The organism is Bacillus sp. FSL K6-3458, assembly GCF_038005045.1.
Taxonomy (GTDB): domain Bacteria; phylum Bacillota; class Bacilli; order Bacillales; family Bacillaceae; genus Bacillus; species Bacillus altitudinis.
This window is the reverse complement of sequence record NZ_JBBOSI010000001.1, coordinates 3,112,928-3,135,184: the sequence shown is the minus strand read 5'-3', so window position 1 is coordinate 3,135,184 and position 22,257 is coordinate 3,112,928. Positions and strand designations below refer to the sequence as shown.

General features: G+C 41.9%; 19 protein-coding genes. 16 read left to right on the top strand and 3 right to left on the bottom strand.

Features of this window, described 5'->3' with window-relative positions; all coding sequences use genetic code 11:
* Positions 1 to 56: 56 nt before the first annotated feature.
* A complete protein-coding gene (locus tag MHH23_RS16510; RefSeq protein ID WP_340959855.1) occupies positions 57 to 2,963 on the top strand; it encodes a 5'-nucleotidase C-terminal domain-containing protein in 2,907 nt (968 codons plus the stop codon).
* Positions 2,964 to 2,995: 32 nt separating this feature from the next.
* Complete coding sequence (locus MHH23_RS16505; RefSeq protein WP_081114735.1) at positions 2,996 to 3,562, top strand: class D sortase; 567 nt, start codon at positions 2,996 to 2,998, stop codon at positions 3,560 to 3,562.
* A 34-nt stretch (positions 3,563 to 3,596) separates the two neighbouring features.
* On the opposite strand, the gene MHH23_RS16500 is transcribed toward MHH23_RS16505, so the two are convergent.
* Positions 3,597 to 4,499, bottom strand: a complete 903-nt coding sequence (locus tag MHH23_RS16500; protein WP_249855787.1) for an RluA family pseudouridine synthase — start codon at positions 4,497 to 4,499, stop codon at positions 3,597 to 3,599.
* Between the two features lie 108 nt (positions 4,500 to 4,607).
* On the opposite strand from MHH23_RS16500, the gene MHH23_RS16495 reads away from it, so the two are divergent.
* The 3 genes from MHH23_RS16495 to MHH23_RS16485 all read left to right on the top strand — a co-directional run bounded on the left by MHH23_RS16495 (position 4,608) and on the right by MHH23_RS16485 (position 7,475).
* Positions 4,608 to 4,949, top strand: a complete 342-nt coding sequence (locus tag MHH23_RS16495; protein WP_048003243.1) for a DUF5365 family protein — start codon at positions 4,608 to 4,610, stop codon at positions 4,947 to 4,949.
* Between the two features lie 307 nt (positions 4,950 to 5,256).
* Positions 5,257 to 5,922, top strand: a complete 666-nt coding sequence (locus MHH23_RS16490; protein WP_024719948.1) for an HAD family hydrolase — start codon at positions 5,257 to 5,259, stop codon at positions 5,920 to 5,922.
* 14 nt (positions 5,923 to 5,936) lie between these two features.
* Entirely contained in the window at positions 5,937 to 7,475 is a 1,539-nt protein-coding gene (locus MHH23_RS16485; RefSeq protein WP_007497061.1) for a bifunctional GNAT family N-acetyltransferase/carbon-nitrogen hydrolase family protein, read from the top strand.
* Between the two features lie 45 nt (positions 7,476 to 7,520).
* On the opposite strand, the gene MHH23_RS16480 is transcribed toward MHH23_RS16485, so the two are convergent.
* Entirely contained in the window at positions 7,521 to 7,937 is a 417-nt protein-coding gene (locus MHH23_RS16480; protein WP_024719949.1) for a hypothetical protein, read from the bottom strand.
* 166 nt (positions 7,938 to 8,103) lie between these two features.
* Between MHH23_RS16480 and MHH23_RS16475 the strand changes: the two genes are divergently transcribed.
* The 11 genes from MHH23_RS16475 (at position 8,104) to MHH23_RS16425 (ending at position 21,813) form a co-directional block, all read left to right on the top strand.
* Complete coding sequence (locus MHH23_RS16475; RefSeq protein ID WP_024719950.1) at positions 8,104 to 8,520, top strand: VOC family protein; 417 nt, start codon at positions 8,104 to 8,106, stop codon at positions 8,518 to 8,520.
* Positions 8,521 to 8,603: 83 nt separating this feature from the next.
* Positions 8,604 to 9,521, top strand: coding sequence for an AEC family transporter (locus MHH23_RS16470; RefSeq protein ID WP_007497064.1), 918 nt, complete (start codon positions 8,604 to 8,606; stop codon positions 9,519 to 9,521).
* Positions 9,522 to 9,549: 28 nt separating this feature from the next.
* Positions 9,550 to 11,142, top strand: coding sequence for a PucR family transcriptional regulator (locus MHH23_RS16465; RefSeq protein ID WP_285528037.1), 1,593 nt, complete (start codon positions 9,550 to 9,552; stop codon positions 11,140 to 11,142).
* A 240-nt stretch (positions 11,143 to 11,382) separates the two neighbouring features.
* Complete coding sequence (locus tag MHH23_RS16460) at positions 11,383 to 12,720, top strand: aspartate aminotransferase family protein (protein WP_135009107.1); 1,338 nt, start codon at positions 11,383 to 11,385, stop codon at positions 12,718 to 12,720.
* 358 nt (positions 12,721 to 13,078) lie between these two features.
* Positions 13,079 to 13,636 carry a glycerol-3-phosphate responsive antiterminator gene (locus tag MHH23_RS16455; RefSeq protein ID WP_017360356.1) on the top strand — a complete coding sequence of 186 codons (558 nt, stop codon included), beginning with the start codon at positions 13,079 to 13,081 and terminating at the stop codon, positions 13,634 to 13,636.
* Between the two features lie 215 nt (positions 13,637 to 13,851).
* The gene (locus MHH23_RS16450) at positions 13,852 to 14,667 is read left to right on the top strand and encodes an MIP/aquaporin family protein (RefSeq protein ID WP_008349011.1); all 816 of its coding nucleotides are present in this window, start codon (positions 13,852 to 13,854) and stop codon (positions 14,665 to 14,667) included.
* A gap of 15 nt (positions 14,668 to 14,682) precedes the next feature.
* Positions 14,683 to 16,179, top strand: coding sequence for a glycerol kinase GlpK (gene glpK, locus MHH23_RS16445; RefSeq protein WP_007497075.1), 1,497 nt, complete (start codon positions 14,683 to 14,685; stop codon positions 16,177 to 16,179).
* A gap of 139 nt (positions 16,180 to 16,318) precedes the next feature.
* On the top strand, positions 16,319 to 17,980 hold the full coding sequence (gene glpD, locus MHH23_RS16440; RefSeq protein ID WP_039169256.1) for a glycerol-3-phosphate dehydrogenase: 1,662 nt from the start codon (positions 16,319 to 16,321) through the stop codon (positions 17,978 to 17,980).
* Positions 17,981 to 18,123: 143 nt separating this feature from the next.
* Positions 18,124 to 19,869: a phospho-sugar mutase gene (locus MHH23_RS16435; RefSeq protein ID WP_024719954.1), complete on the top strand. Its 1,746-nt coding sequence runs from the start codon at positions 18,124 to 18,126 to the stop codon at positions 19,867 to 19,869.
* A 151-nt stretch (positions 19,870 to 20,020) separates the two neighbouring features.
* Positions 20,021 to 21,166 (top strand): GAF domain-containing sensor histidine kinase, encoded by a 1,146-nt coding sequence (locus MHH23_RS16430; protein WP_340959851.1) that lies wholly within the window; start codon positions 20,021 to 20,023, stop codon positions 21,164 to 21,166.
* Positions 21,163 to 21,813 (top strand): response regulator, encoded by a 651-nt coding sequence (locus tag MHH23_RS16425; RefSeq protein ID WP_007497084.1) that lies wholly within the window; start codon positions 21,163 to 21,165, stop codon positions 21,811 to 21,813. Before MHH23_RS16430 ends, MHH23_RS16425 begins: the two co-directional genes overlap by 4 nt.
* Positions 21,814 to 21,975: 162 nt before the next feature.
* On the opposite strand, the gene MHH23_RS16420 is transcribed toward MHH23_RS16425, so the two are convergent.
* Positions 21,976 to 22,224 (bottom strand): YhdB family protein, encoded by a 249-nt coding sequence (locus MHH23_RS16420; protein ID WP_008349000.1) that lies wholly within the window; start codon positions 22,222 to 22,224, stop codon positions 21,976 to 21,978.
* Positions 22,225 to 22,257: the final 33 nt, after the last annotated feature.

Genomic DNA, 22,257 nt, shown 5'->3' with positions numbered 1-22,257 from the left:
GTCTCAATATTTGCTTTGTACACTAGAAGAGATGAAGTTCAAAGGGGAGAAATCTAATGAAACGTATACAATCTATTCGAATGGTCTGTTGTTTGATTTTGGTGATATTTAGTCTGCAATCTTTACTGCCTAGTATGATGACAGCTGAGGCGTTTTCTTCTTCTGAGAAAAAGGAGACTTTATGGAAACAAACAAAGCCGATGAACATAAAAAAAGCCCGAAAACTGATAGGAGAAACGGTAACGGTGAGCGGAATCGTAACAGCAGATCAATCCGCTATAGGGAATGGGAAACTATCAACATATATTCAAGACAAAACAGCTGGTCTCAATATTTATTCTGCGCAGCCTAAGAATTTTCCAGAACTGAAAGCAGGCATGAAGGTCACGGTGACTGGCAAGGTGACGACTTATAAAGGGCTCGTTGAAATTGTGCCAGATCAAGGTCGTCTGAAGATAGAGGCTGTGAATCAGCCATTGCCTTCGCCAAAGAAAGTTTCCATTAAACAATTGGAATCGGAGCAGGCAAGCAAATATGAAGGAAGATTAGTGAAGGTAAAAGGCTATGTAGAACAAGCGCCAGATCAGCCAGCTGGCGGTGGATACAATGTGGTCATCATCGATAAAAAATATCATAGCACAGTCCTTAGAGTCATGGTTGATACGGGTGCCATTGATCAAGTGAAGACCGGAAAATGGTATGAGTTTACTGGCGTTTTAAGCAGATATGATACGCTGCAAGTACTTCCAAGACACAAAACCGATGTCAAATTGCTGAAGCACCAGCCAAAGCCGCCAAAAATCAAAAAAGAATATGAGGCAACGGTAGATCGTGTTGTGGATGGAGATACCATTCATTTGAAGAAGCCTGTGCTCGGCACAACAAAGGTACGCTTCGTGAATATGGACACACCAGAAACCTACCACAAGCCAAAAAATGAATTAGATCAAAACCAGCTGCGCTTTGGACAAAAAGCGACGGATTATTTAAAAACGCTTCTTTCAAGGGGTGATCGAGTCACATTAAAGATTGGCCCGGAAGCAAAGGATGGATATGGACGTCTTTTAGCTCAAGTCAAAACCAAAAAAGGGCTGAATACGAACCTAGAGCTTGTGAAAAAAGGATATGCTTCTACTTATTTCATCTGGCCTGTTGGGGATGAAAAAGAGTATCAGATGTTCCAGCAAGCAGTGAAAGATGCCAAGGAAAAAGGGCTTGGTATTTGGAATGAAGAAGATCCTCTGTTAGAACAGCCGTTTGAATTTAGAGCACGCGAGCAGAAAAAAGGGCTCACACGTTATGTGGGGGATTCATCTGCAAAAACCTACGTATCACCTGACAGCTGGAATGAGATCGATGTAGATAAACGTGTCTTTTTTGCTTCTAAAGAAGAAGCAGAGCAGGCTGGATATCAGGCGTCAGCATCATCCAGTGAAGTCCCATTAACCATTTTAAGCATGAATGATCTGCATGGGAAAATTGATCAGCAATATGAGCTGGATGTAAAAGGTGATGGCAGTAAAGGAACATATGGACGGATGGATTATGTGGCGGCTTATATAAAACAAAAGCAAGCTGCGCAAAAAAATACACTGACAGTTCATGCAGGAGATATGATAGGCGGAAGCTCGCCAATATCTTCTCTTTTACAAGATGAACCAACGGTTGAACTAATGGAGAACATCGGCTTTGATGTTGGGACAGTTGGCAACCATGAGTTTGATGAAGGTGTAGACGAACTATTGCGCATTTTAAAAGGTGGAGATCACCCGAAAGGCACAAAAGGGTACGATGGGCAGAACTTCCCGCTTGTTTGTGCAAACTGTGAATACAAGGATACTGGCAAACCACTTTTACCGGCCTATGAAATCATGGATGTCGAAGGAATTCCTGTGGCTTTTATTGGGGTTGTGACAACATCAGCGGCAGGTATGGTCATGCCAGAAGGAATTAAAGACATTCAATTTACTGATGAAGTCCAAGCTGTCAATGAAGCAGCGAAGGAATTAAAGCAAAAAGGGATTAAAGCGATCGCAGTTCTGGCTCATATGACCGCCTCTCAAAATGGTGATACCATTACTGGAGAAAGTGCAAGGCTTGCCAAAGAAGGTGATGACGAAATCGATGTCATTTTCGCTGGCCATAATCACGAAGTGGTCAATGGAGAGGTGAATGGAAAATTAATTGTCCAAGCCTTTGAATACGGAAAGGCAATTGGAGAAGTCAATGTCACACTTGACCGGAAAACAAAGGATATTGTCAAAAAGAGTGCAAACATCCAGTATGTAGACCATGCTGGTATTGAAAAGGATCAGGAAGCAGCGGACATTTTAGCCCATTACGGAAAAGAAGTGGAGCCGATTATTAGTGAGGTTGTTGGAGAAGCTGGCGTCAAGATGGAGGGCGGCTATTCCAATGATGGTGATACACCACTTGGCAACCTCATTGCGGATGGCATGAGATATTCAATGAAAAGTGACTTTGCCATGATGAATGGTGGCGGCATCAGACAAAATCTCGAAAAAGGACCCATTACTTGGGGAGACCTCTTTAATATTCAGCCATTTGGAAATGTGTTAGTGAAGCTGGAAATTAAGGGGAAAGATTTAGTTGATATCATTGAAGCTCAAATATCTCCTCAATTTGGACCGGATTATAGCATTTCAGGCTTTTCTTATTCGTACAATCCGTTAACATATAAAGTAGTCGACTTAAAAATGCCTGATGGTTCTTCCGTTGATTTCGATAAAACGTATACACTCACAGTGAACAACTTCATGGCGACTGCCACTGGAAGTAAGTATGCACCGATTGGGCGGCTAGGGAAAAATCCGGAAACAGGCCCAGAAGATTTAGAAGCAACGGTCGCTTTTGTAAAGAGCTTCGAGGGAGCTTCTATTGTGTATCAAAAAGAGGGCCGAATTCAACAAGCGAAACAAGAAGAAAAGGCAGCAGCAAGCTAAAGAATCATCAGCAAAGACAAAGGAGTTAACGCATGAAAAAATGGCTTGCAGTGATTGTCATGTCAGCGGGGATTGTGGTGCTTGGCTGGGGAATTTGGCAAATCGCTTCTACTCACTTACAAACAGCACATTCTTTAGAGGAAGCAAAGAAGGTCGTAGAAACTGATCAAGGGATGACAAAGGAAAAATTTTCACCTGAAATGGGGAAAGCCTCTGGCATCCTGACCATTCCGAAATTAAAAGCCGATTTGCCGATTGTTGAAGGGACAGATGCGGACGACCTTGCCAAAGGCGTCGGTCATTATAAAGGCAGTTATTACCCTGATCAAAATGGACAAATCGTTTTGTCGGGACACAGGGATACGGTCTTCCGCCGGACTGGTGAACTGGATATTGGGGATCAGCTGAAAATCACTGTACCGTATGGTGAGTTTGTTTATGAAATTACGCATACGAAAATTGTGGATCAGTATGATACATCCATTATTACCTTACAAAATAAAAAAGAAGAGCTTGTGTTAACCACATGCTATCCATTTCATTTTGTCGGCAACGCACCAGAGCGGTACATTATTTATGCGAAAAGAGCATCTGTCTAACGTCAAAAGAGCCTGTATGATCAGGCTCTTTTTTCTACATATTGTCCATTAATTCAGCCATATCAGGTGGAAGCGGTGCTTCTATCGTCAGCTTTTCACCTGTGAATGGATGGTTCATGTCTACTTGTTTGGCATGAAGGGCGCATCTGTTTATCAGGTCACGCTTCCCGCCATATAATGTATCGCCAGCTAAAGGATGCCCGAGACTGCTAAGATGGACCCGAATTTGATGCGTTCTGCCTGTTTCTAATCGAAGCTTAACGGCCGTCATCTGTAAACGTTTATTGAGATGGAAGACCTCATAATGAGTCTTGGCGCTTTGACCAGTAGGAGAAACCCTCCTTCTGACGGCATGATGTTTATCACGTCCAATGGCTGCTTGGATCGTTCCTTTCTTTTTCTTAAACAGTCCTTGTGCGATGGCAAGATACGTTCTGTTAATCGCTTTTTTTGAAAGCATTTGATCGAGTACAGCATGTGCCAACCTGTGTTTGGCAAAAATAACGGTGCCACTTGTGTCTTGATCCAGCCTATGTATATGTCTGACCCGCTTTTCTTCTCCATTTGCTTGAAAATGGAAAGCGACTAGGTTCGCCAGCGTACCTGTTTGTCCTTTTTCATTTGGATGCGTCGGCCTTCCAGCAGGCTTTTGGACAACTAATAAATGCTCGTCTTCAAAGAGTACCTCTAATTCACCGTATTCTGGCGTCACATCACTTTCTTCCGTCTCAAATAAATCAATGATAATCTGATCACCTGTACTCACTTTTGCAGCATGGTGGGCAGGTTTTTGATTGAGACGGACTTTTTGGTGCTCCATCCAAAAATGGATAATCGGTTTAGAGGCAGACACTTCGTCTTTTAAAAATTGACTTAAGGAATTGCCATTTTGATGCTCACCTACTTTTAGGGAGAGCGTGTGTCCTTTTATGATCATGATATTCGTCCTCTCTTTGGGTATATATAGGAAACACTTACCTTAGCGAATGACTTTTTTTCTGTGCTATTCTGAATGGAGTAATAACGACAGAGAGGTAGATGCCACGTGAGATTAATGAAAGCTGCGACAGACCTTCAAGAGCAGGCAATTGAAGAAGTATCAAAGGAAATTGAAGATCTTTTATCCCATTCTGTCAATGGAGAAGCGCAGGAAAAACAACCCCCGCTTACATTCATTGATGGTGTGTATAACGGGACAATGGATGATGCTTTTCGTATCTTATCAGGTCTTCAGCTATTACATACCATTATTTTAAAGCCGAAGCGACATATCACAAAACGAGATCGTGAGTTATTTGAACTCAACCGTGAACAAATTAATGCGTGCGGCTTTTCTTTCCCGTTTGATTTAGATGATTTTGCAGGCCGTCACCTTCAAAATGCGTAAAAGTTGGTGTGAACTTCCTTGTTAACTTACAAGGTCGTCGCACATACTATTTTTAAGGGAACGGAGAAACCTTCAAGATCTGTAATACCAATTCCGCTCTTTTTCAACAATGTCTATTCTCCACGAATCGGAGCGCTTGGATCTCTTGCAGAAAGAATCGAACATGACAGGAGCCTGACAAAACGATGCAGGCTCCTTTTATACATAATCATTTTAGCAGACATTCATCTTTGAAAGTCAATTTTATTCACGATATGATAGCAGTATGGAAGATATTTCAGACTTTCGGAAAAAAGGAGTGGCCTCTTTGGTAAAGGCGATTATATTTGATTTTGATGGATTAATTTTAGATACAGAAACACATGAATATGAGGTTCTGCAGGAAATGTTTGCGGAGCATGAATCGGAGTTGCCTCTGTCTGTATGGGGAAATGTGATTGGAACGCAGGCAGGTTTTAAGCCTTTTGAATATTTGGAAGAGCAGTTAGGGAAGACATTAGATCATGAGGCACTCACAGAAGACCGGCGTTCACGTTTTCAAAAGAGAATGAAGGACGAAGCAGCAAGACCTGGTGTAGAAGCTTATTTAGAAGCGGCAAAGGAGCTTGGAATTAAGATTGGACTTGCTTCCAGCTCAGATTATAAATGGGTGTCTGATCACCTGAAACAAATTGGACTTTTCGATTACTTTGAATGTATCCGCACGTCAGACGATGTGGAAGAAGTGAAACCTCACCCAGAACTTTATTTGCAAACCGCACAATGCTTAGGCGTTGAGCCAAAAGATTGCGTGGCATTTGAGGACTCTGTGAATGGGTCAATCGCTGCCAAACGAGCGGGCATGAAATGTGTCATCGTGCCAAATAAAGTGACGAGCACACTGCAGTTTGAAGAATATGATGTTAGATTAGAATCCATGGCTGAAATCGAATTGCTCCAGCTATTCCATCAGCTTGAAAAAGAGGATCAGTAAGGGGGCAATACATCATGGCAGAAAAACTAGATTTAACGCGATTTGAAAAAAGAATGGTGATTCGAAATATTAGAGAAGAAGATATCGACCGAATCATTGCATTGCAAGAGGTATGCTTTCCAGGCATGGACCCTTGGAAAAAAGAGCACCTTGAAAGCCACCTTGAACATTTCCCAGAAGGCCAGTTCTGTGCGGAATTCGAGGGAGAAATCATTGGCTCATGTTCAAGTTTATTAATAAACTTTGATGAATACGATGATCGTCACACATGGCAGGACATCACAGATGATGGATATATCACAAACCATAATCCAGATGGGATGAATATGTACGGAATTGAAGTAATGGTCAGTCCTGAGTACCGCCGGATGAAAATCGGTCATCGTTTATACGAAGCAAGAAAAGACTTAGCGAGAAGATTAAATTTAAAAAGCATCATCATTGGCGGACGTATCCCGAATTATCATAAATATCAAGAGGAAATGACGCCTCGCCAATATGTAGAGCAAGTCATGTTGCACCAAATTTATGATCCTGTGCTATCTTTTCAGCTGTTAAATGAATTTAGCCTGATGCGGATCAATCCGAATTACTTGCCGGATGATAAAGCTTCCAGTACGTACGCAACGCTAATGGAATGGAACAATGTCGATTATCGCCCGCAATCGAAAAGATATTATAAATCGGCGTTCCCAGTACGAATTTGTGTCATTCAATATGCAATGAAGCAAATTCATTCCTTTGAGGAGTTTATGAATCAAGTGGAGTATTACGTGGATGTGGCATCAGATGCGTCAGCTGACTTTGCCGTTTTCCCGGAAATCTTTACAACGCAGCTTATGTCATATTTAGAAGAGAGATCACCAAGTCTAGCAGTGCAGCGGATCACAGAATATACCGAGGACTACATCAATTTGTTTACAGATCTCTCGGTCAAGTACAACATTAATATCATCGGTGGTTCTCATTTCGTTGAAGAGGAAGGGAAAATCTATAATATCGCCTATTTATTTAGACGTGATGGAACGATTGAAAAGCAATATAAGCTGCATATCACGCCGAATGAAAGAAAATGGTGGGGGATTTCAGCTGGTGACCAAGTCCGGGTATTTGATACGGACTGCGGTAAAATTGCGATCCAAATTTGCTACGATATTGAATTCCCTGAGCTTGCTCGAATTGCAGCTGACAAAGGAGCGAAAATTATTTTCACTCCATTCTGTACAGAAGACCGTCAAGGCTATTTACGAGTACGTTACTGTGCGCAGGCGAGAGCGGTTGAAAATCAGATATATACGGTCATTTCTGGAACGGTCGGAAACCTTCCGCAAACAGAAAACATGGATGTCCAATATGCACAATCAGCAATCTTTGCACCATCTGATTTTGAATTCGCAAGAGATGGCATTGTAGGGGAATGCAACCCGAATATTGAAATGGTGGTTGTCGGTGATGTCGACTTAGAAATATTAAGAAGACAGCGTCAAGATGGGACGGTTCGTCAGCTGAAAGACCGAAGAAGAGACGTGTACCATATTGAATATAAGAAATAACCAAAACAAGCGCCCCGCAATTATGCGAGGCGCTTTTCTTTATGTTTACATTTTCTTTAATGCGAGTGTAGCAAAGTGGGCAATGCTTTTGGCAGCTAAAAATGGAACGTCTGATTTGACAAGAGATTGATAAATCGTTTTTTCTACTTGTTTCCATGTAAGAGCAGGCTCTTCTAAAAGATTTTTTAAATCAGGTCCTACATGCTGGTTGAAAAACTGTTCAAATTGTTCACGTTTTTCTTGTCCGGCAATCACTTCTAATTTTTGTAGCCACTTTTCTTGTTTTTGGAAAGATTGTTCGATGTTTTGTTTAATGGTGTCTGTTGTTGAAGGAAGCTGAAAATCACTTTCTGCTGTCACCTGCTTCGTTTGAATAGATGCAGCATCAGCTGTTTGTGTAATAGGTGAAGCGAATAAAAGGACAGAGGTGGAGAGCATCAAAGATTTTGCGATTGTTTTCATTAAGAAAACCTCCTAGTTCATTTAGTATTGTGCACGAGATTTATTATATATTTTTGTTAAAATAAGGTAATGAGGCTTACCGCTTATTTTTTCATGCGACAAAGGGATGCCAAATGAAAAGACGAATATACTGAATGGAAATGATGTTTTACAAAGGGAGAGGGATATGGGGCGAGAATCTAAACATCTGTATATCAATTTGCCGGTTAAGCATGTAAATGAGTCAAAGGATTTCTTTGAACAGCTGGGTTTTGACTTTCAACAAGAACTGACGAATGAACATGCTGCTTGTTTTGTGATGAATGAGACGATCACAGTCATGCTGTTATCACTTAAGCATTTCCAATCCATTTCAGAGAAGGAATTGGTAGATGCCAGAAATGGCGCAGAGGTCATTATCTCTTTACAGGTCGAGACGAGGGAAGAGGTTGATGAGCTTGTAGAGCGTGCAATCGCAGCTGGTGGTTCACCGTTTAAGGAAAAACAAGACCATGATTTCATGTATGGCTGGAGCTTTCAGGATCGTGATGGCCATTTATGGGAAGTGTTTTATATGGATGAGGAGAGAAGCGACCTTTCATAAGGGTGCTTCTTTTTTATTGATGATCAGTGGTATGATAAGAGGGTAAAAAATAAGGAATTCATCTAGAGAAAAGTAGGTGCTGCATGGAGTTTTTACTTGTCTTAATGCCAGTGTTCGGCATATTCCTTATAGGGTATATTGGGCAGAAGACAATTGGCTTTGATATACATACGCTCTCATCAATGTCTTTATATTTAATGTCACCTTTTCTTGCGTTTGAAACCTTTTATCAAAATAAAGTATCGATGGACTATGTGTACTTATCTATATTTGTCGTAGGGCTTTGTCTTTCACTTGTTTTATGTGTCTTCATTTTATCTCGAATTTACGGGTATTCGAATGAAACGTATTGTGCCATGATTTTGTCATCAGCATTTATGAATAATGGAAATTACGGCACGCCTGTTGTCCTTCTTGTTTTTGGAGCAGCTGGTTTAGATATTGCGATTGTGCTAATGGTCCTTCAGCAGCTCGTCATGAGTACGATCGGCATGTATTATGCAGCAAAAGGTGGAGAGGACGCGGGAGACTTGAAGGTCGTTCTAAAAAAAGTGCTGCGTATGCCGGTTGCTTACGGGGCTCTTCTTGGTTTATTATTTCAGCTCATTGACCTTTCATTACCTAAAGAGCTTATGACAGGTGTTCAGCTGGTCGGGGATGCAGCGATACCAACGATTATGCTGATTTTAGGTATGCAGCTCGCAGTGATTTCTTTTAAACAAGTGGATTATCGCAATATTTCCTATGCGGTGCTGCTCAAGCTGTTTATTTCACCTCTCATCGCCTTTGGTTTTACACTTATTTTACCTGTAGATGATTTGGTGAAACAAATTATGATTTTAGTTGCAGCGATGCCGACAGCGGCGAATACAACACTGATGGCTGTGCAATTTCGAACGAAGCCTGAGTTTGTCTCAAGCACGACGTTTCTCAGTACGATTTTAAGTATTGTGACTTTACCTGTTTTATTATGGATTTTATCCATGCACCCTCTGGGATAGGGGACGGCAAACAAAGGGGGACTTATGAATGAATGTAGATGTTCATTTTCAAGTAAGTGATGTGTTAAAAACGAAGCATTTTACGCATGCGAAAGTGTTAGCTGGGGAAAAGGGATTGTTTCGGCAGGTAAAATGGGTACATGTACTTGAAGTGCCTGCTGTAGAGGATTTGTTAAACGGAGGCGAGCTGATCTTAACGACGGCCGCAGGCTTCCATGATCAATTGGAAGTCTTTCAGGCGTTTTTAAGGCAGTTGATTGACTCAGGTGCGGCCGGCTTGTGTATTGAATTTGTACCGCTCCGGTTTGATGTACCGGAAGAACTGATTATTTATGCAGAAGAACGTGATTTTCCGCTTATTCTGTTTACAAAAGAAGTGAAGTTCGTCAATATTACACAGCATCTCCATACGATGATGATTGAGCGTCAGTATCAGATGATGGCGGATTTAGAAACACTGTCGTCCAAGTTGAATGAGCTTTTATTGACTCCTCATCCGCAGATGGATATTTTGGATCAAGTGTATCAGCACGTGAGAGGGATTCTTTTGTTGATCCCTGTTCAAGGTGAACCGATTATTTTATGTGATTCATCCAAACAAACAGAAGAGCTTGTGATGAATTATTTGCAATATGCTTCATTACCAAAAGGATATGAAGTGACGCAAAAACAAGTCCTTGCACTCAAACAAACCTTTGCAGACCTCGTCCTCATTCATCAATCGAACACGCTCTCGGAATTTGAACTGCTTGTGATGGATAAAGGAGCGAATGCCCTTGCCCAACAAACTTTAAGAGAGCTGTATACAGAAGAGCTGAAGAAGACAAAAGAGAATGAATGGCTGCAAAAATGGTTTCATGAAGAGCATACAGAAAGAGAAATCATAGAACACCTTGAGGAAACAGAAGGACTGAAAAAACCGACCGGCTGTGTGGTGATGCTCTTTCAAAAAAACCACCAAATAGAAGAAATCGCAGGGAATCTTTATTTTCTTGTCTCTTGCCGTTCTATTTTTCAGCGTGCTGGTTTCTATTTGATTGTGTACGAGCATCAAGGACAAACCTTATTTATTTTATTGAATACAAGAAAAGTTGAGGACTGGAAAGAGCGTGCAGAAAAAGCGGCAAACGACATCACGCAATTATATGACCGTGAGAAGCCCGGCGAGGCAGTCATCAATTATGGAATCGGTTCATATTGTGAGCAATTTCAGTACATGAGAAAAAGTTTTCAAGCAGCGAAAGAAGTGCTGCATTTAAAGAAAGTGATGCCGCAACGGATAAAAAGCCCATTTTATCAAGATTTACATATGCTTCGGTTGTTGCCTGTCATGAAAGAAAGCGGGTTATTAGAATGCATGGTGAAAGAGTATTTAGAGCCGGTGATTTTATATGATAAACAAAATAGCGGCAGGCTCTATCAGACGCTGAATATCTTTTTACAGACAAACGGTTCTAAAAAAGAAACCGCAAGCCAGCTCTATATTGTGAGGCAGACGCTTTATCACAGATTGGATAAGCTTCATGCTTTACTTGGTGAGGATATGATGCAAGCGCCAAAACGTCAAGCGCTTGAATTTGCGATCCTTGCTTATGAATTTTTACAGGGGAATCGCCATTAACGGTATATGTTAGATTTGCCAAGGGATCAAGTAGAGTGTCTCATGGTTCTTTTCAATCAGTTGACGATCTGTCTAATGTAATGTGTCTAGCCCCTTTTTTATAATGAGAGTAACGACATGGGCGGTCTTGTTTCAGTTTCATATGCCTCACTTTTATCCATATAATGAATGGAGAGGTCATATGCAGGACCGGTTTAAGCTTCTTTGATGATGAAAACGGATACATGGGGGCGTGGGAAGATGAAAACACATAACGCACAAGATCTTCAGGCGAAAGATGATCAGTTCATTTGGCATCATATGAAAGGGACAAACAAAGAAAATGAAAGTATGGTGATTCATGAGGCAGAAGGCGCATGGGTGACAGATATTCATGGAAATCGCTATTTAGACGGAATGTCAGGACTATGGTGTGTAAATGCCGGATATGGACGTAAAGAGCTTGCAGAAGCGGCGTATAAGCAATTAAATACGATGCCTTACTACCCACTGACACAAAGCCACGTACCAGCGATTCAGCTGGCTGAGAAGCTCAATGAATGGCTAGACGGGGACTATGTGATCTTCTTTTCTAACAGTGGTTCTGAAGCGAATGAAGCGGCATTTAAGATTGCCAAACAATATCATGCGCAAAAGGGAGAGAGTACACGCACAAAATTTATTTCCCGATATCGATCGTATCATGGCAACACAGCAGCAGCTCTAGCCGCAACGGGTCAAGCGCAGCGCAAGTACAAATATGAACCGTTAGGGCAGGGGTTTATCCATGTCGCACCGCCTGATATGTACCGGCATCCTGAAGATCAAGAGAGCTTGGCAAGTGCTGATGCAATCGATCAAGCGATGACGTGGGAATTAAGTGAGACCATTGCTGGCGTCATCATGGAGCCGATGATTACAGGAGGCGGTATCCTAATGCCGCCAAAAGGGTATTTGAAGAAGGTCAAAGATATCTGTGAAGCCCATGGAGCGCTTCTCATTGTAGATGAAGTCATCTGCGGATTTGGCCGGACAGGAAAGCGGTTTGGATTTATGCATGAGGAAGTGAAGCCAGATATCATCACCATGGCAAAAGGGATCACAAGTGGATATTTACCGCTATCTGCAACGTGCGTGAAACGAGACATTTATGAAGCGTATGCAGGAGAAGATACGTATGACAGGCTACGGCATGTGAATACATTTGGCGGTCACCCTGCTTCCTGTGCGGTGGCACTTGCTAACCTAGAGATCATGGAAAACGAGCAATTAGTGGAGCGGTCAGGCACGCTTGGCCAAGACATGCTCGAACGTTTGCAAGAGTTAAAAGAGCATCCATTTGTCGGTGATGTGAGAGGAAAAGGCCTGCTGTTTGGGATTGAGCTTGTGCAGGATCAGGCGTCAAAAAAGCCAGCTGATCCAAGTGTAGTCGGTCAATTGATTACAGAATGTAAAAAGCGAGGATTGATCATCGGGAAAAATGGCGATACAGTGGCTGGTTATAATAACGTGGCACAGCTCGCACCACCGCTAAATATCACTGATGAAGACGCCTCATTCATTATTCATACTTTAAAAGAAAGCATGGCACAATTATAGCAGAGATTTCTCTGCTTCAGATTGTTGACAAAGGGCTAAAATATTATTTATTTTAGCCCTTTGTCTTCTTTTCAGCGTGATAGAAAACCTTTGCAGTCTAGGAAGAACGAGTACTGGCGCGGAGCGAATGTGACATTCGTGAGCACCAGCACGCAGGACTGACAAAGAATGCGAGGGGTTGCCTACACGCTGTAGCAGAGAGGTTTCTCTGCTTTTTTCTATGCCCTGAAAGGATCAGGTTTTGATCGATCTGCTAGGCTGAATGGTCAATGGGCACACTAGGTGTATTGAAAAAAACATGCGATTCTATTACTGTAAGGAGAAGATAGAACCAATACACACGAGAAGGAGACGGCATATGAGTTTTCATGATCAACCCATTCTACCTGCTGTTCGCAATATGAAGCAATTTGAGGAATTTTTAAAAAGTCCATTTACATATGGGGTCTTACTAGATGTTCACTTAGGGCGGCTTAAGGGCATCATGAATGAGGCGAATGCGCATCATAAAAAAATGTTTGTCCATGTCGATCTCATTCACGGAATCAAACATGATGAGTACGGAACGGAATTTATTTGTCAGGAAATGAAACCAGCTGGCATTATTTCTACTAGGTCTTCTGTCATAGTAAAAGCCAAGCAGAAAAAGGTATATGCCATCCAGCGAATGTTTTTACTTGATACAAGTGCGATGGAAAAAAGCATGGAGTTTGTCGGGAAACATCGTCCAGATTTTATTGAAGTATTGCCGGGTGTCGTGCCAGATTTAATTACAGAAGTGCGCGAAAGAGCTGGAATACCAATATTTGCAGGAGGATTTATCCGAACAAAAGAAGATGTAGAAAGGGCGCTTGCAGCAGGGGCGACAGCTGTCACCACATCGAATACAGAGCTTTGGAAAGCGTTCCAAAAGTGAAAAAGATAAAATGTGAAAATTGATTGACAACGTTTTCATCCTCTGTTACTATAGCACTAAGTTAATATCATGTGATGGAGAAACGGAGATCCACAACGACGCTTTACTAGGTGACAAATGACCCTGATGTAAAGTATGTTTGTTGTGGATCTTTTTTCTTTATCTTTTCTACACATTTATAGGGGATGGCAACTGAACCAGAGGAGGAATTTTTCATGACACCATTTTGGGGTGAAGTCGTTGGTACAATGCTTCTTATTATTTTCGGAGGCGGTGTGTGTGCGGCAGTCAGTTTAAAGAAATCGCTCGCTTATCAGTCCGGCTGGATTGTAATCGCTTTCGGATGGGGATTTGCAGTAGCGATTGCAGCTTATGCCACTGGAGGAATCAGCGGTGCACATTTAAACCCGGCGCTGACAATAGGTCTTGCATTAGAAGGAAGTTTTCCTTGGGCTGATGTTCCAATGTATATTGTCGGTCAAATGCTTGGCGCATTACTCGGAGCTATTATTGTCTTCTTACATTACTTACCACACTGGAAAGCGACAGACGATCCAGGTGCAAAACTAGGCGTATTCTCAACTGGTCCTGCGATTCCGCATACTTTTGCAAACGTGCTCAGTGAAGTCATTGGTACATTTGTATTGGTGGTAGGAATTTTAGCGATTGGTGCAAATAAATTTGCAGACGGAGTCAATCCGCTGATTGTTGGTTTCTTAATTGTCGCAATTGGTCTTTCATTAGGTGGTACAACTGGTTACGCAATTAACCCTGCACGTGATTTAGGTCCAAGAATCGCACATGCCATTCTGCCGATTCCAGGTAAAGGTCCATCAAATTGGAAATATGCTTGGGTTCCTGTTGTTGGTCCAATTTTGGGCGGTGCATTTGGCGGTGTTTTCTATAATGCAGCCTTTAAAGCGAACGTCACACCAGCCTTTTGGATTGTAAGCGTTATTTTAGTTGTGGTATTGTTAGGACTCTATGTTTCTACGAAAAACCAGACAAATGCTGTCAATGAAAGTATGTAAGGGGAGGAAAACACCATGGCAAAAGAAAAATATATTCTCGCATTAGATCAAGGGACAACAAGCTCAAGAGCGATCTTATTTGATCAAGAAGGTAAAATTGCACATACAGCTCAGAAGGAATTCAATCAATATTTTCCGAACCCAGGCTGGGTAGAACACAATGCAAATGAAATTTGGAGCTCTGTTCTATCAGTTATTTCAACTGCTTTAATCGAATCAGGAATTGAAGCAGATCAAATCGCCGGTATCGGAATTACGAACCAGCGTGAGACAGCTGTCGTTTGGGATAAACATACAGGCGCACCCGTTTACAATGCAATTGTTTGGCAGTCACGACAAACATCTGGTATATGTGATGAGCTAAAAGCGCAAGGGCATGATGAAACGTTTAGAAATAAAACGGGTCTACTCATTGATGCTTATTTCTCAGGTACTAAAGTGAAATGGATTTTAGACAATGTCGAAGGTGCTCGTGAGAAAGCAGAAAATGGTGACTTGCTGTTTGGCACAATTGATACATGGCTCATTTGGAAAATGACTGGCGGTCAATCACACGTGACAGATTATTCGAATGCATCAAGAACGTTAATGTTCAATATTTACGATCTGAAATGGGATGAAGAACTACTTGATATCTTAGGTGTTCCAGCTTCCATGCTGCCAGACGTCAAACCATCATCACACATTTATGGTGAAACAACAGACTATCACTTCTTCGGTAAAAATATTCCGATTGCAGGAGCGGCAGGAGATCAGCAGTCTGCGTTATTCGGTCAGGCTTGCTTTGAAGAAGGAATGGCGAAGAACACATATGGTACAGGATGTTTCATGTTGATGAATACAGGGGAAAAAGCAATTAAGTCGGATCATGGATTGTTAACGACGATTGCATGGGGCATTGACGGCAAAGTTGAATATGCTTTAGAAGGAAGTATTTTCGTTGCTGGCTCAGCGATCCAGTGGCTGCGTGATGGACTTAGAATGTTTAAAGACTCAAAAGACAGTGAAGCTTATGCTGAGCGCGTTGAGTCAACAGACGGCGTATATGTCGTACCAGCATTTGTTGGTTTAGGCACACCATACTGGGATAGTGATGTCCGAGGCGCTGTATTCGGTTTAACACGCGGTACTTCTAAAGAGCACTTTGTTCGTGCAACGTTAGAATCACTTGCTTATCAAACGAAAGATGTTTTAGATGCGATGGAAAAAGATTCAAACATCTCACTTAAAACATTGCGCGTCGATGGCGGGGCTGTAAAGAATGATTTCTTAATGGGCTTCCAAAGTGATTTGCTCGATGTACCAGTAGAACGTCCAGAAATTAATGAAACGACGGCACTCGGTGCGGCCTATCTTGCGGGAATTGCAGTTGGCTTCTGGAACGACCGTTCAGACATTGCAAAACAATGGAACCTTGACAAGCGCTTTGAACCTAAAATGGAAGAAGACAGCCGTGACTCGTTATACAGCGGGTGGAAAAAGGCTGTAAAAGCAGCTCAAGCTTTCAAATAAACAAAAAGTATGGTATACTTCAAGTAAGTTAATAGAACGGTTGGAGAACTGGAGAGACCGCAAGCACCGAAGTGTAGAAATACGCTTTGGGTGTTTGCGGTCTCTTTTTCTTTACCGTACAACATGGGAGGAACAAGAGATGACTTTTTCTAGCTTAGAAAGAGAACAAATGCTTCAGGACATGACAAAAAAACCATATGATGTGTTTATCATTGGTGGGGGTATTACTGGCGCTGGTACAGCACTTGATGCGGCTTCACGCGGAATGCGTGTCGGTCTTGCGGAAATGCAGGACTTCGCAGCAGGTACATCTAGCCGCTCAACGAAACTTGTACACGGCGGACTTCGTTATTTAAAACAATTTGAAGTGAAAATGGTCGCAGAGGTCGGTAAAGAGCGTGCCATCGTATACGAAAACGGTCCTCATGTGACAACGCCAGAATGGATGCTTCTTCCGATGCATAAAGGCGGGACATTCGGTAAGTTTTCAACTTCAATCGGACTTAGAGTATATGACTTTTTAGCTGGCGTTAAGCATAGTGAACGCAGAAGTATGCTAAGTGCAAAAGAGACACTTGCAAAAGAACCACTTGTGAAAAAGGATGGCTTAAAAGGCGGGGGCTACTATGTTGAATATCGTACAGATGATGCACGCCTGACAATTGAAGTCATGAAAGAGGCTGTGAAATTCGGGGCAGAAGCGGTCAACTATGCGAAAGTAAAAGAATTTATTTATGATAAAGGCAAAGTTGTCGGTGTTGTCATTGAAGATGTCACAACACAGAAAACATACGATGTATATGCGAAAAAAATCGTCAATGCGACTGGTCCGTGGGTCGATCAGCTAAGAGACAAGGACCACTCAAAAGAGGGGAAACATTTACAACATACAAAAGGAATTCACTTAGTATTTGACCAATCTGTTTTCCCATTAAAACAAGCAATCTACTTTGACACACCTGATAAACGGATGGTCTTTGCGATTCCAAGAGAAGGAAAAACGTACGTGGGAACAACAGATACCGTTTACAAAAAACAGCTGGAACATCCGCGTATGACAAAAGCAGATCGTGATTACGTGATCAAAGCCATTCAATATATGTTCCCAGATCTTCATATTACAGAGAAAGACGTTGAATCTAACTGGGCTGGTCTTCGTCCACTCATTCATGAAGAAGGCAAAGATCCTTCAGAAATTTCTCGTAAGGATGAGGTATGGACATCATCTTCAGGCTTAATCACGATTGCTGGCGGTAAATTAACAGGTTACCGTAAAATGGCTGAACACATTGTGAATCTTGTACGTGATGGACTTAAAGAGGAAACTGGAAAAGATTTCGGACCATGTAAAACGAAACATATGCCAATTTCAGGCGGGCATGTAGGCGGTTCGAAAAATATGGCATCCTTTGTTCAAGCGAAAACGGCAGAAGGAGCATCCGTTGGTTTGACAGAACCGATTGCACAAAAATTAGCTGAGAAATATGGCTCAAACGTCAGCAATGTCTTCAAGCGTGTGGAGCAGCTTCAAGGGGAAGCAGACAAACGAAACATTCCCGCATATGTGTTGGCTGAACTTGTCTATGCGATCGAAGAAGAATTGGCTGTTACACCTGTCGATTTCTTCTTGAGAAGAACAGGCAGCCTATTATTTAATATCAATTGGGCAAAAACGTATGCTCAGCCTGTTGTTGACTATATGGCAGATCGTTTTGGCTGGGATGAAGCGACAAAACAGAAACATCAAACTGAATTAGACCGACTATTCCATGAAGCAGTCGTACCGCTTGATGCTGAATAAGTAAAAAGCCGATCGTGTATCGGCTTTTTTATTTTGTTCATCGTTTTTTCATATGTTCATGATATAACATGACATGAAGGATAATTCCATATAAAATAACAGTAGATGTTATTTTATTGATGATAAGAGCTGGGAGGACGACCATGAGTTGGAATACGAATTATGAGCGTTGGATCAATGAGAAGCACCTGGATACTGAACTAAGGGAATGGCTGGAGGCACATCAAGATGATCATCAAGCGCTTGAAGACTGCTTCTACAAAAACCTTGAGTTTGGTACTGGAGGAATGCGCGGAGAAATTGGTGCTGGAACGAACCGAATGAATGTTTACACTGTTCGAAAAGCATCTGCTGGTCTTGCTGCGTATATTGCAGCACATGGAGAGGATGCAAAAAAAAGAGGCGTCGCCATTGCCTATGATTCACGCCATAAATCTCCTGAATTTGCGATGGAAGCGGCCAAAACACTTGCTTCGCATGGCATTCAAACATACGTATTTGACGAACTGCGTCCGACACCAGAACTCTCTTTTGCAGTTCGAGAACTGAATGCCTTTGCAGGGATTGTTGTGACAGCAAGTCACAATCCGCCAGAATATAATGGCTATAAAGTTTATGGAGAAGATGGAGGCCAAATGCCCCCATTTGAAGCAGATCAAGTCATTAAAGAAGTAGATGCCATCGAAAATGAATTAGCCATTTCAGTGGAATCAGAAGAAGTATTGAAGCAAAATGGTTTGATCCGCATGATTGGTGAAGAAATCGATCAAGCGTATATGGAAAAATTAAAAACGATTCGTGTGCACCCTGAGCTTGCAAAAGAAGTCGATGTCAAAGTGGTGTTTACCCCGCTTCATGGGACGGCGAATAAACCTGTCCGAAACGGACTTCAGGCCTTTGGTTATAAGCATGTGACGGTTGTGCCTGAACAGGAAAAACCAGATCCGCAATTCTCGACGGTCACTTCTCCAAATCCAGAGGAGCATGCCGCTTTTGAATACGCCATCAAGCTTGGTGAAAAGCAAAATGCTGATATTTTGATTGCGACAGATCCAGATGCAGATCGATTAGGTATCGCTGTGAAAAATCATGATGGTGAATTTACCGTTTTGACCGGCAACCAAACAGGCGCCTTACTACTTCATTATTTATTATCTGAAAAACAAAAACTAGGTCAGCTGCCGCCTCGCCCCGTTGTGATGAAAACGATTGTGACAAGTGAGCTTGGGCGTGCTGTTGCCTCAGCATTTGGAGCTGACACGATTGATACGCTCACTGGCTTTAAATTTATCGGAGAAAAAATCAAGCAGTTCGAGGAAAGCGGAGAATACACGTTTCAATTTGGCTATGAAGAAAGCTACGGCTATTTGATCGGTGATTTTGCACGAGATAAAGATGCAGTTCAAGCTGCGTTATTAGCAGTTGAAGTCGCAGCCTTTTATAAGAAACAAGGGAAGTCATTATATGATGCGCTTGTTGATATTTTTAAGGAATTTGGATTTTACAGAGAAGGGTTAAAGTCATTAACCTTAAAGGGGAAAGTAGGAGCAGAGCAGATTTCTGCTATTCTTCATACCTTTAGATCAAACCCGCCAGCTTCTATCGCCGGTCAGCGCATTACGGTCATTGAGGATTATCAATCAAGTCAAAGGCACCTTGTGGCTGAAAAGAAAGAAGAAACGATTCATCTGCCGGCATCAAACGTCCTGAAATATTTCCTTGAAGATGGCTCATGGTTTTGTTTACGACCTTCTGGTACGGAGCCTAAAGTCAAATTTTATATTGCAGTCAAAGGCACATCGTTAACAGACAGCGAAGAAAAGCTGAAACACTTATCAGAAGAAGTCATGAAAGTCGTCTATGACATTGTGGAAGAAACAGCTAAATAAAATATCACAAAGCCATCATGTCATGCATGATGGCTTTTTCTCAGTCAAAAGGATGAGAAAAAATCATCCTTTTTGAGAAAGAGCCGCACAGATGCTCATGGTATAATCAACATATTGATAAGAGAGGCAGTAAAAGCCGGGGGTACACACGATGGGAGATTACCAAGAAAAAGTCAAAACATTAAAAACGTTAAAAGAAATTGCTGAAAAGCTAAATGAAGGGATGGAAATGAAGGAAACGCTTCATGAAGTGCTTCATATGCTTATGGAAGTGACAGGCTTTCAAACAGCATGGATTTATTTTATAGAAGAAGACGGATCGTATGAACTAATGGCAGAAGTATGCTTACCTGAAGCGTTGGCAAAGGATCGAAAGCAATTGATGTGTCAAAACGATTGCTATTGCATCAACCGCTACACGAAAGGCTCACTGCAATCAGCTACCAATATCATCAATTGTAAACGGATTGAAACGGCGATTGAGCAAAAGCTTGGAGATACAGAAGGAATTACCCATCATGCAACCGTTCCGCTCCAAGCATGTAAGCGTACGTTTGGCTTATTAAATGTGGCGGCAAAAGGGAAGGTCACATTTACACAGGAGGAGCTGAATCTGCTTGAAAGTATTGCACTGCAAATTGGTACGGCTATTCAGCGCATGAAGCTTGTGCAAAATGAGCAGCAGCATGCACTTTTAGAAGAACGAAACCGGCTTGCGCAGGATTTGCATGATTCTGTGAATCAAATGCTGTTTTCCGTGAGTTTGACTGCAAAGGCAGCGCGTCAAATGACAAGTGATCAAAAATTAGGTGAAATGATTGATTTTATTCAGCATTTATCACAAGATGCCCTCATTGAAATGCGATCACTCATCTGGCAGTTAAGACCAAAAGGGCTTGAAAAAGGATTTACAACAGCGATTGAAGAGTATGCACAGCTTTTAGGTCTAAATTGTTCATTGTCTTTATCAGGCTGTATGGAAATAGATCATTCAAAGCACGAAACCTTATTTCGCGTATGCCAAGAAGCTCTAAATAATTGCCAAAAGCATGCGGGCGTTGAGAAAGTAGAGGTCAAACTGGAGCAATCAGGAGATACGTTTGGTATGAAAATCATCGATCAGGGAAAGGGATTTCAGTATGATGAACAAATGAGTCTTCCTTCATTTGGGCTGAAAGGGATGGCTGACCGTATCCGAAGAGCAGGAGGTACATTTTGCATCAATTCTGAGCTAGGGAAGGGAACGACGATTGATGTGAAAGTACCATTTTCTCAAGAAAAGAAGGGATTGTCATGAGGGTAGTCATTGCAGATGATCATCACATTGTCCGAAAAGGACTGGTCTTTTTCTTGCAAACCCAGCCAGATGTGGACATCGTTGGTGAAGCATCCAATGGAGAAGAGGCACTACAGGTAGTGAGGCAGACAAAGCCTGACATTGTCTTGATGGATCTTTCTATGCCTGTAATGAATGGGATTGAGGCGACAAAGCAAATGACGCTGGATATGCCGGATGTCCGCATTGTCATTTTGACAAGCTATGCAGATAAGGACTATGTGATCCCTGCTATCCAAGCGGGAGCAAAGGCTTATCAGCTCAAAGATGTCGCACCTGAAAAGCTTCTCACGACAATGATTGAGGTGCAAAATGGTACGTACCAGCTAGATGGTCATATTACAGCGTTTCTTGTCCAGCATCTAACTGAACCTAAAGAGCAAAAATGGGCCCTGATGAACGAGTTGACCAATAGGGAACGTGATGTTTTATTTGAGATTGCGAAAGGGAAAAGTAACAAAGAAATTGCCTCATCGCTGTTTATTTCTGAAAAGACTGTGAAAACTCACGTGTCTCATGTGTTATCAAAGTTAGAGCTGGCAGATCGAACTCAGGCCGCTCTATATGCGGTAGATTATCAAAAAAATCAGCCGAAAGAGCTGTTGTAAACAGTCATGGTGGACATTCCAAAAGACTTCATGAGTATTTCTCATGAAGTCTTTTCTTCTTTATAAAAGGCGGTTAGTAAAAGGCTGAAAACAAAGAGCTAAAATAAAGTTCAATTTAGCCCTATGTCAACAATCTGAAAGGCAGAAAATCAGCCTTTTCCTTTATGTGTACATCGGTTCTGCATATGCTTCAGCAACGGCAGCCTCTGAAGCATGGTCGATATACTGCAGGAGTCCATATAAACATTTTTCAACATCTGCATCGTTCCGGTTAAATTGATACGCATGTAAGAAATGCTCAATACGTTTCGAGAGCAAATCATCTTGCGTACGGACCATAAGAATAAGTAAATTATCCCATTGCGAGCGATGCGTATAATAAAGTGCCTTATCATAATCTGCCACATTCATTAAACCTTCTCCTTTCCCTTGAGAAGTCTTACT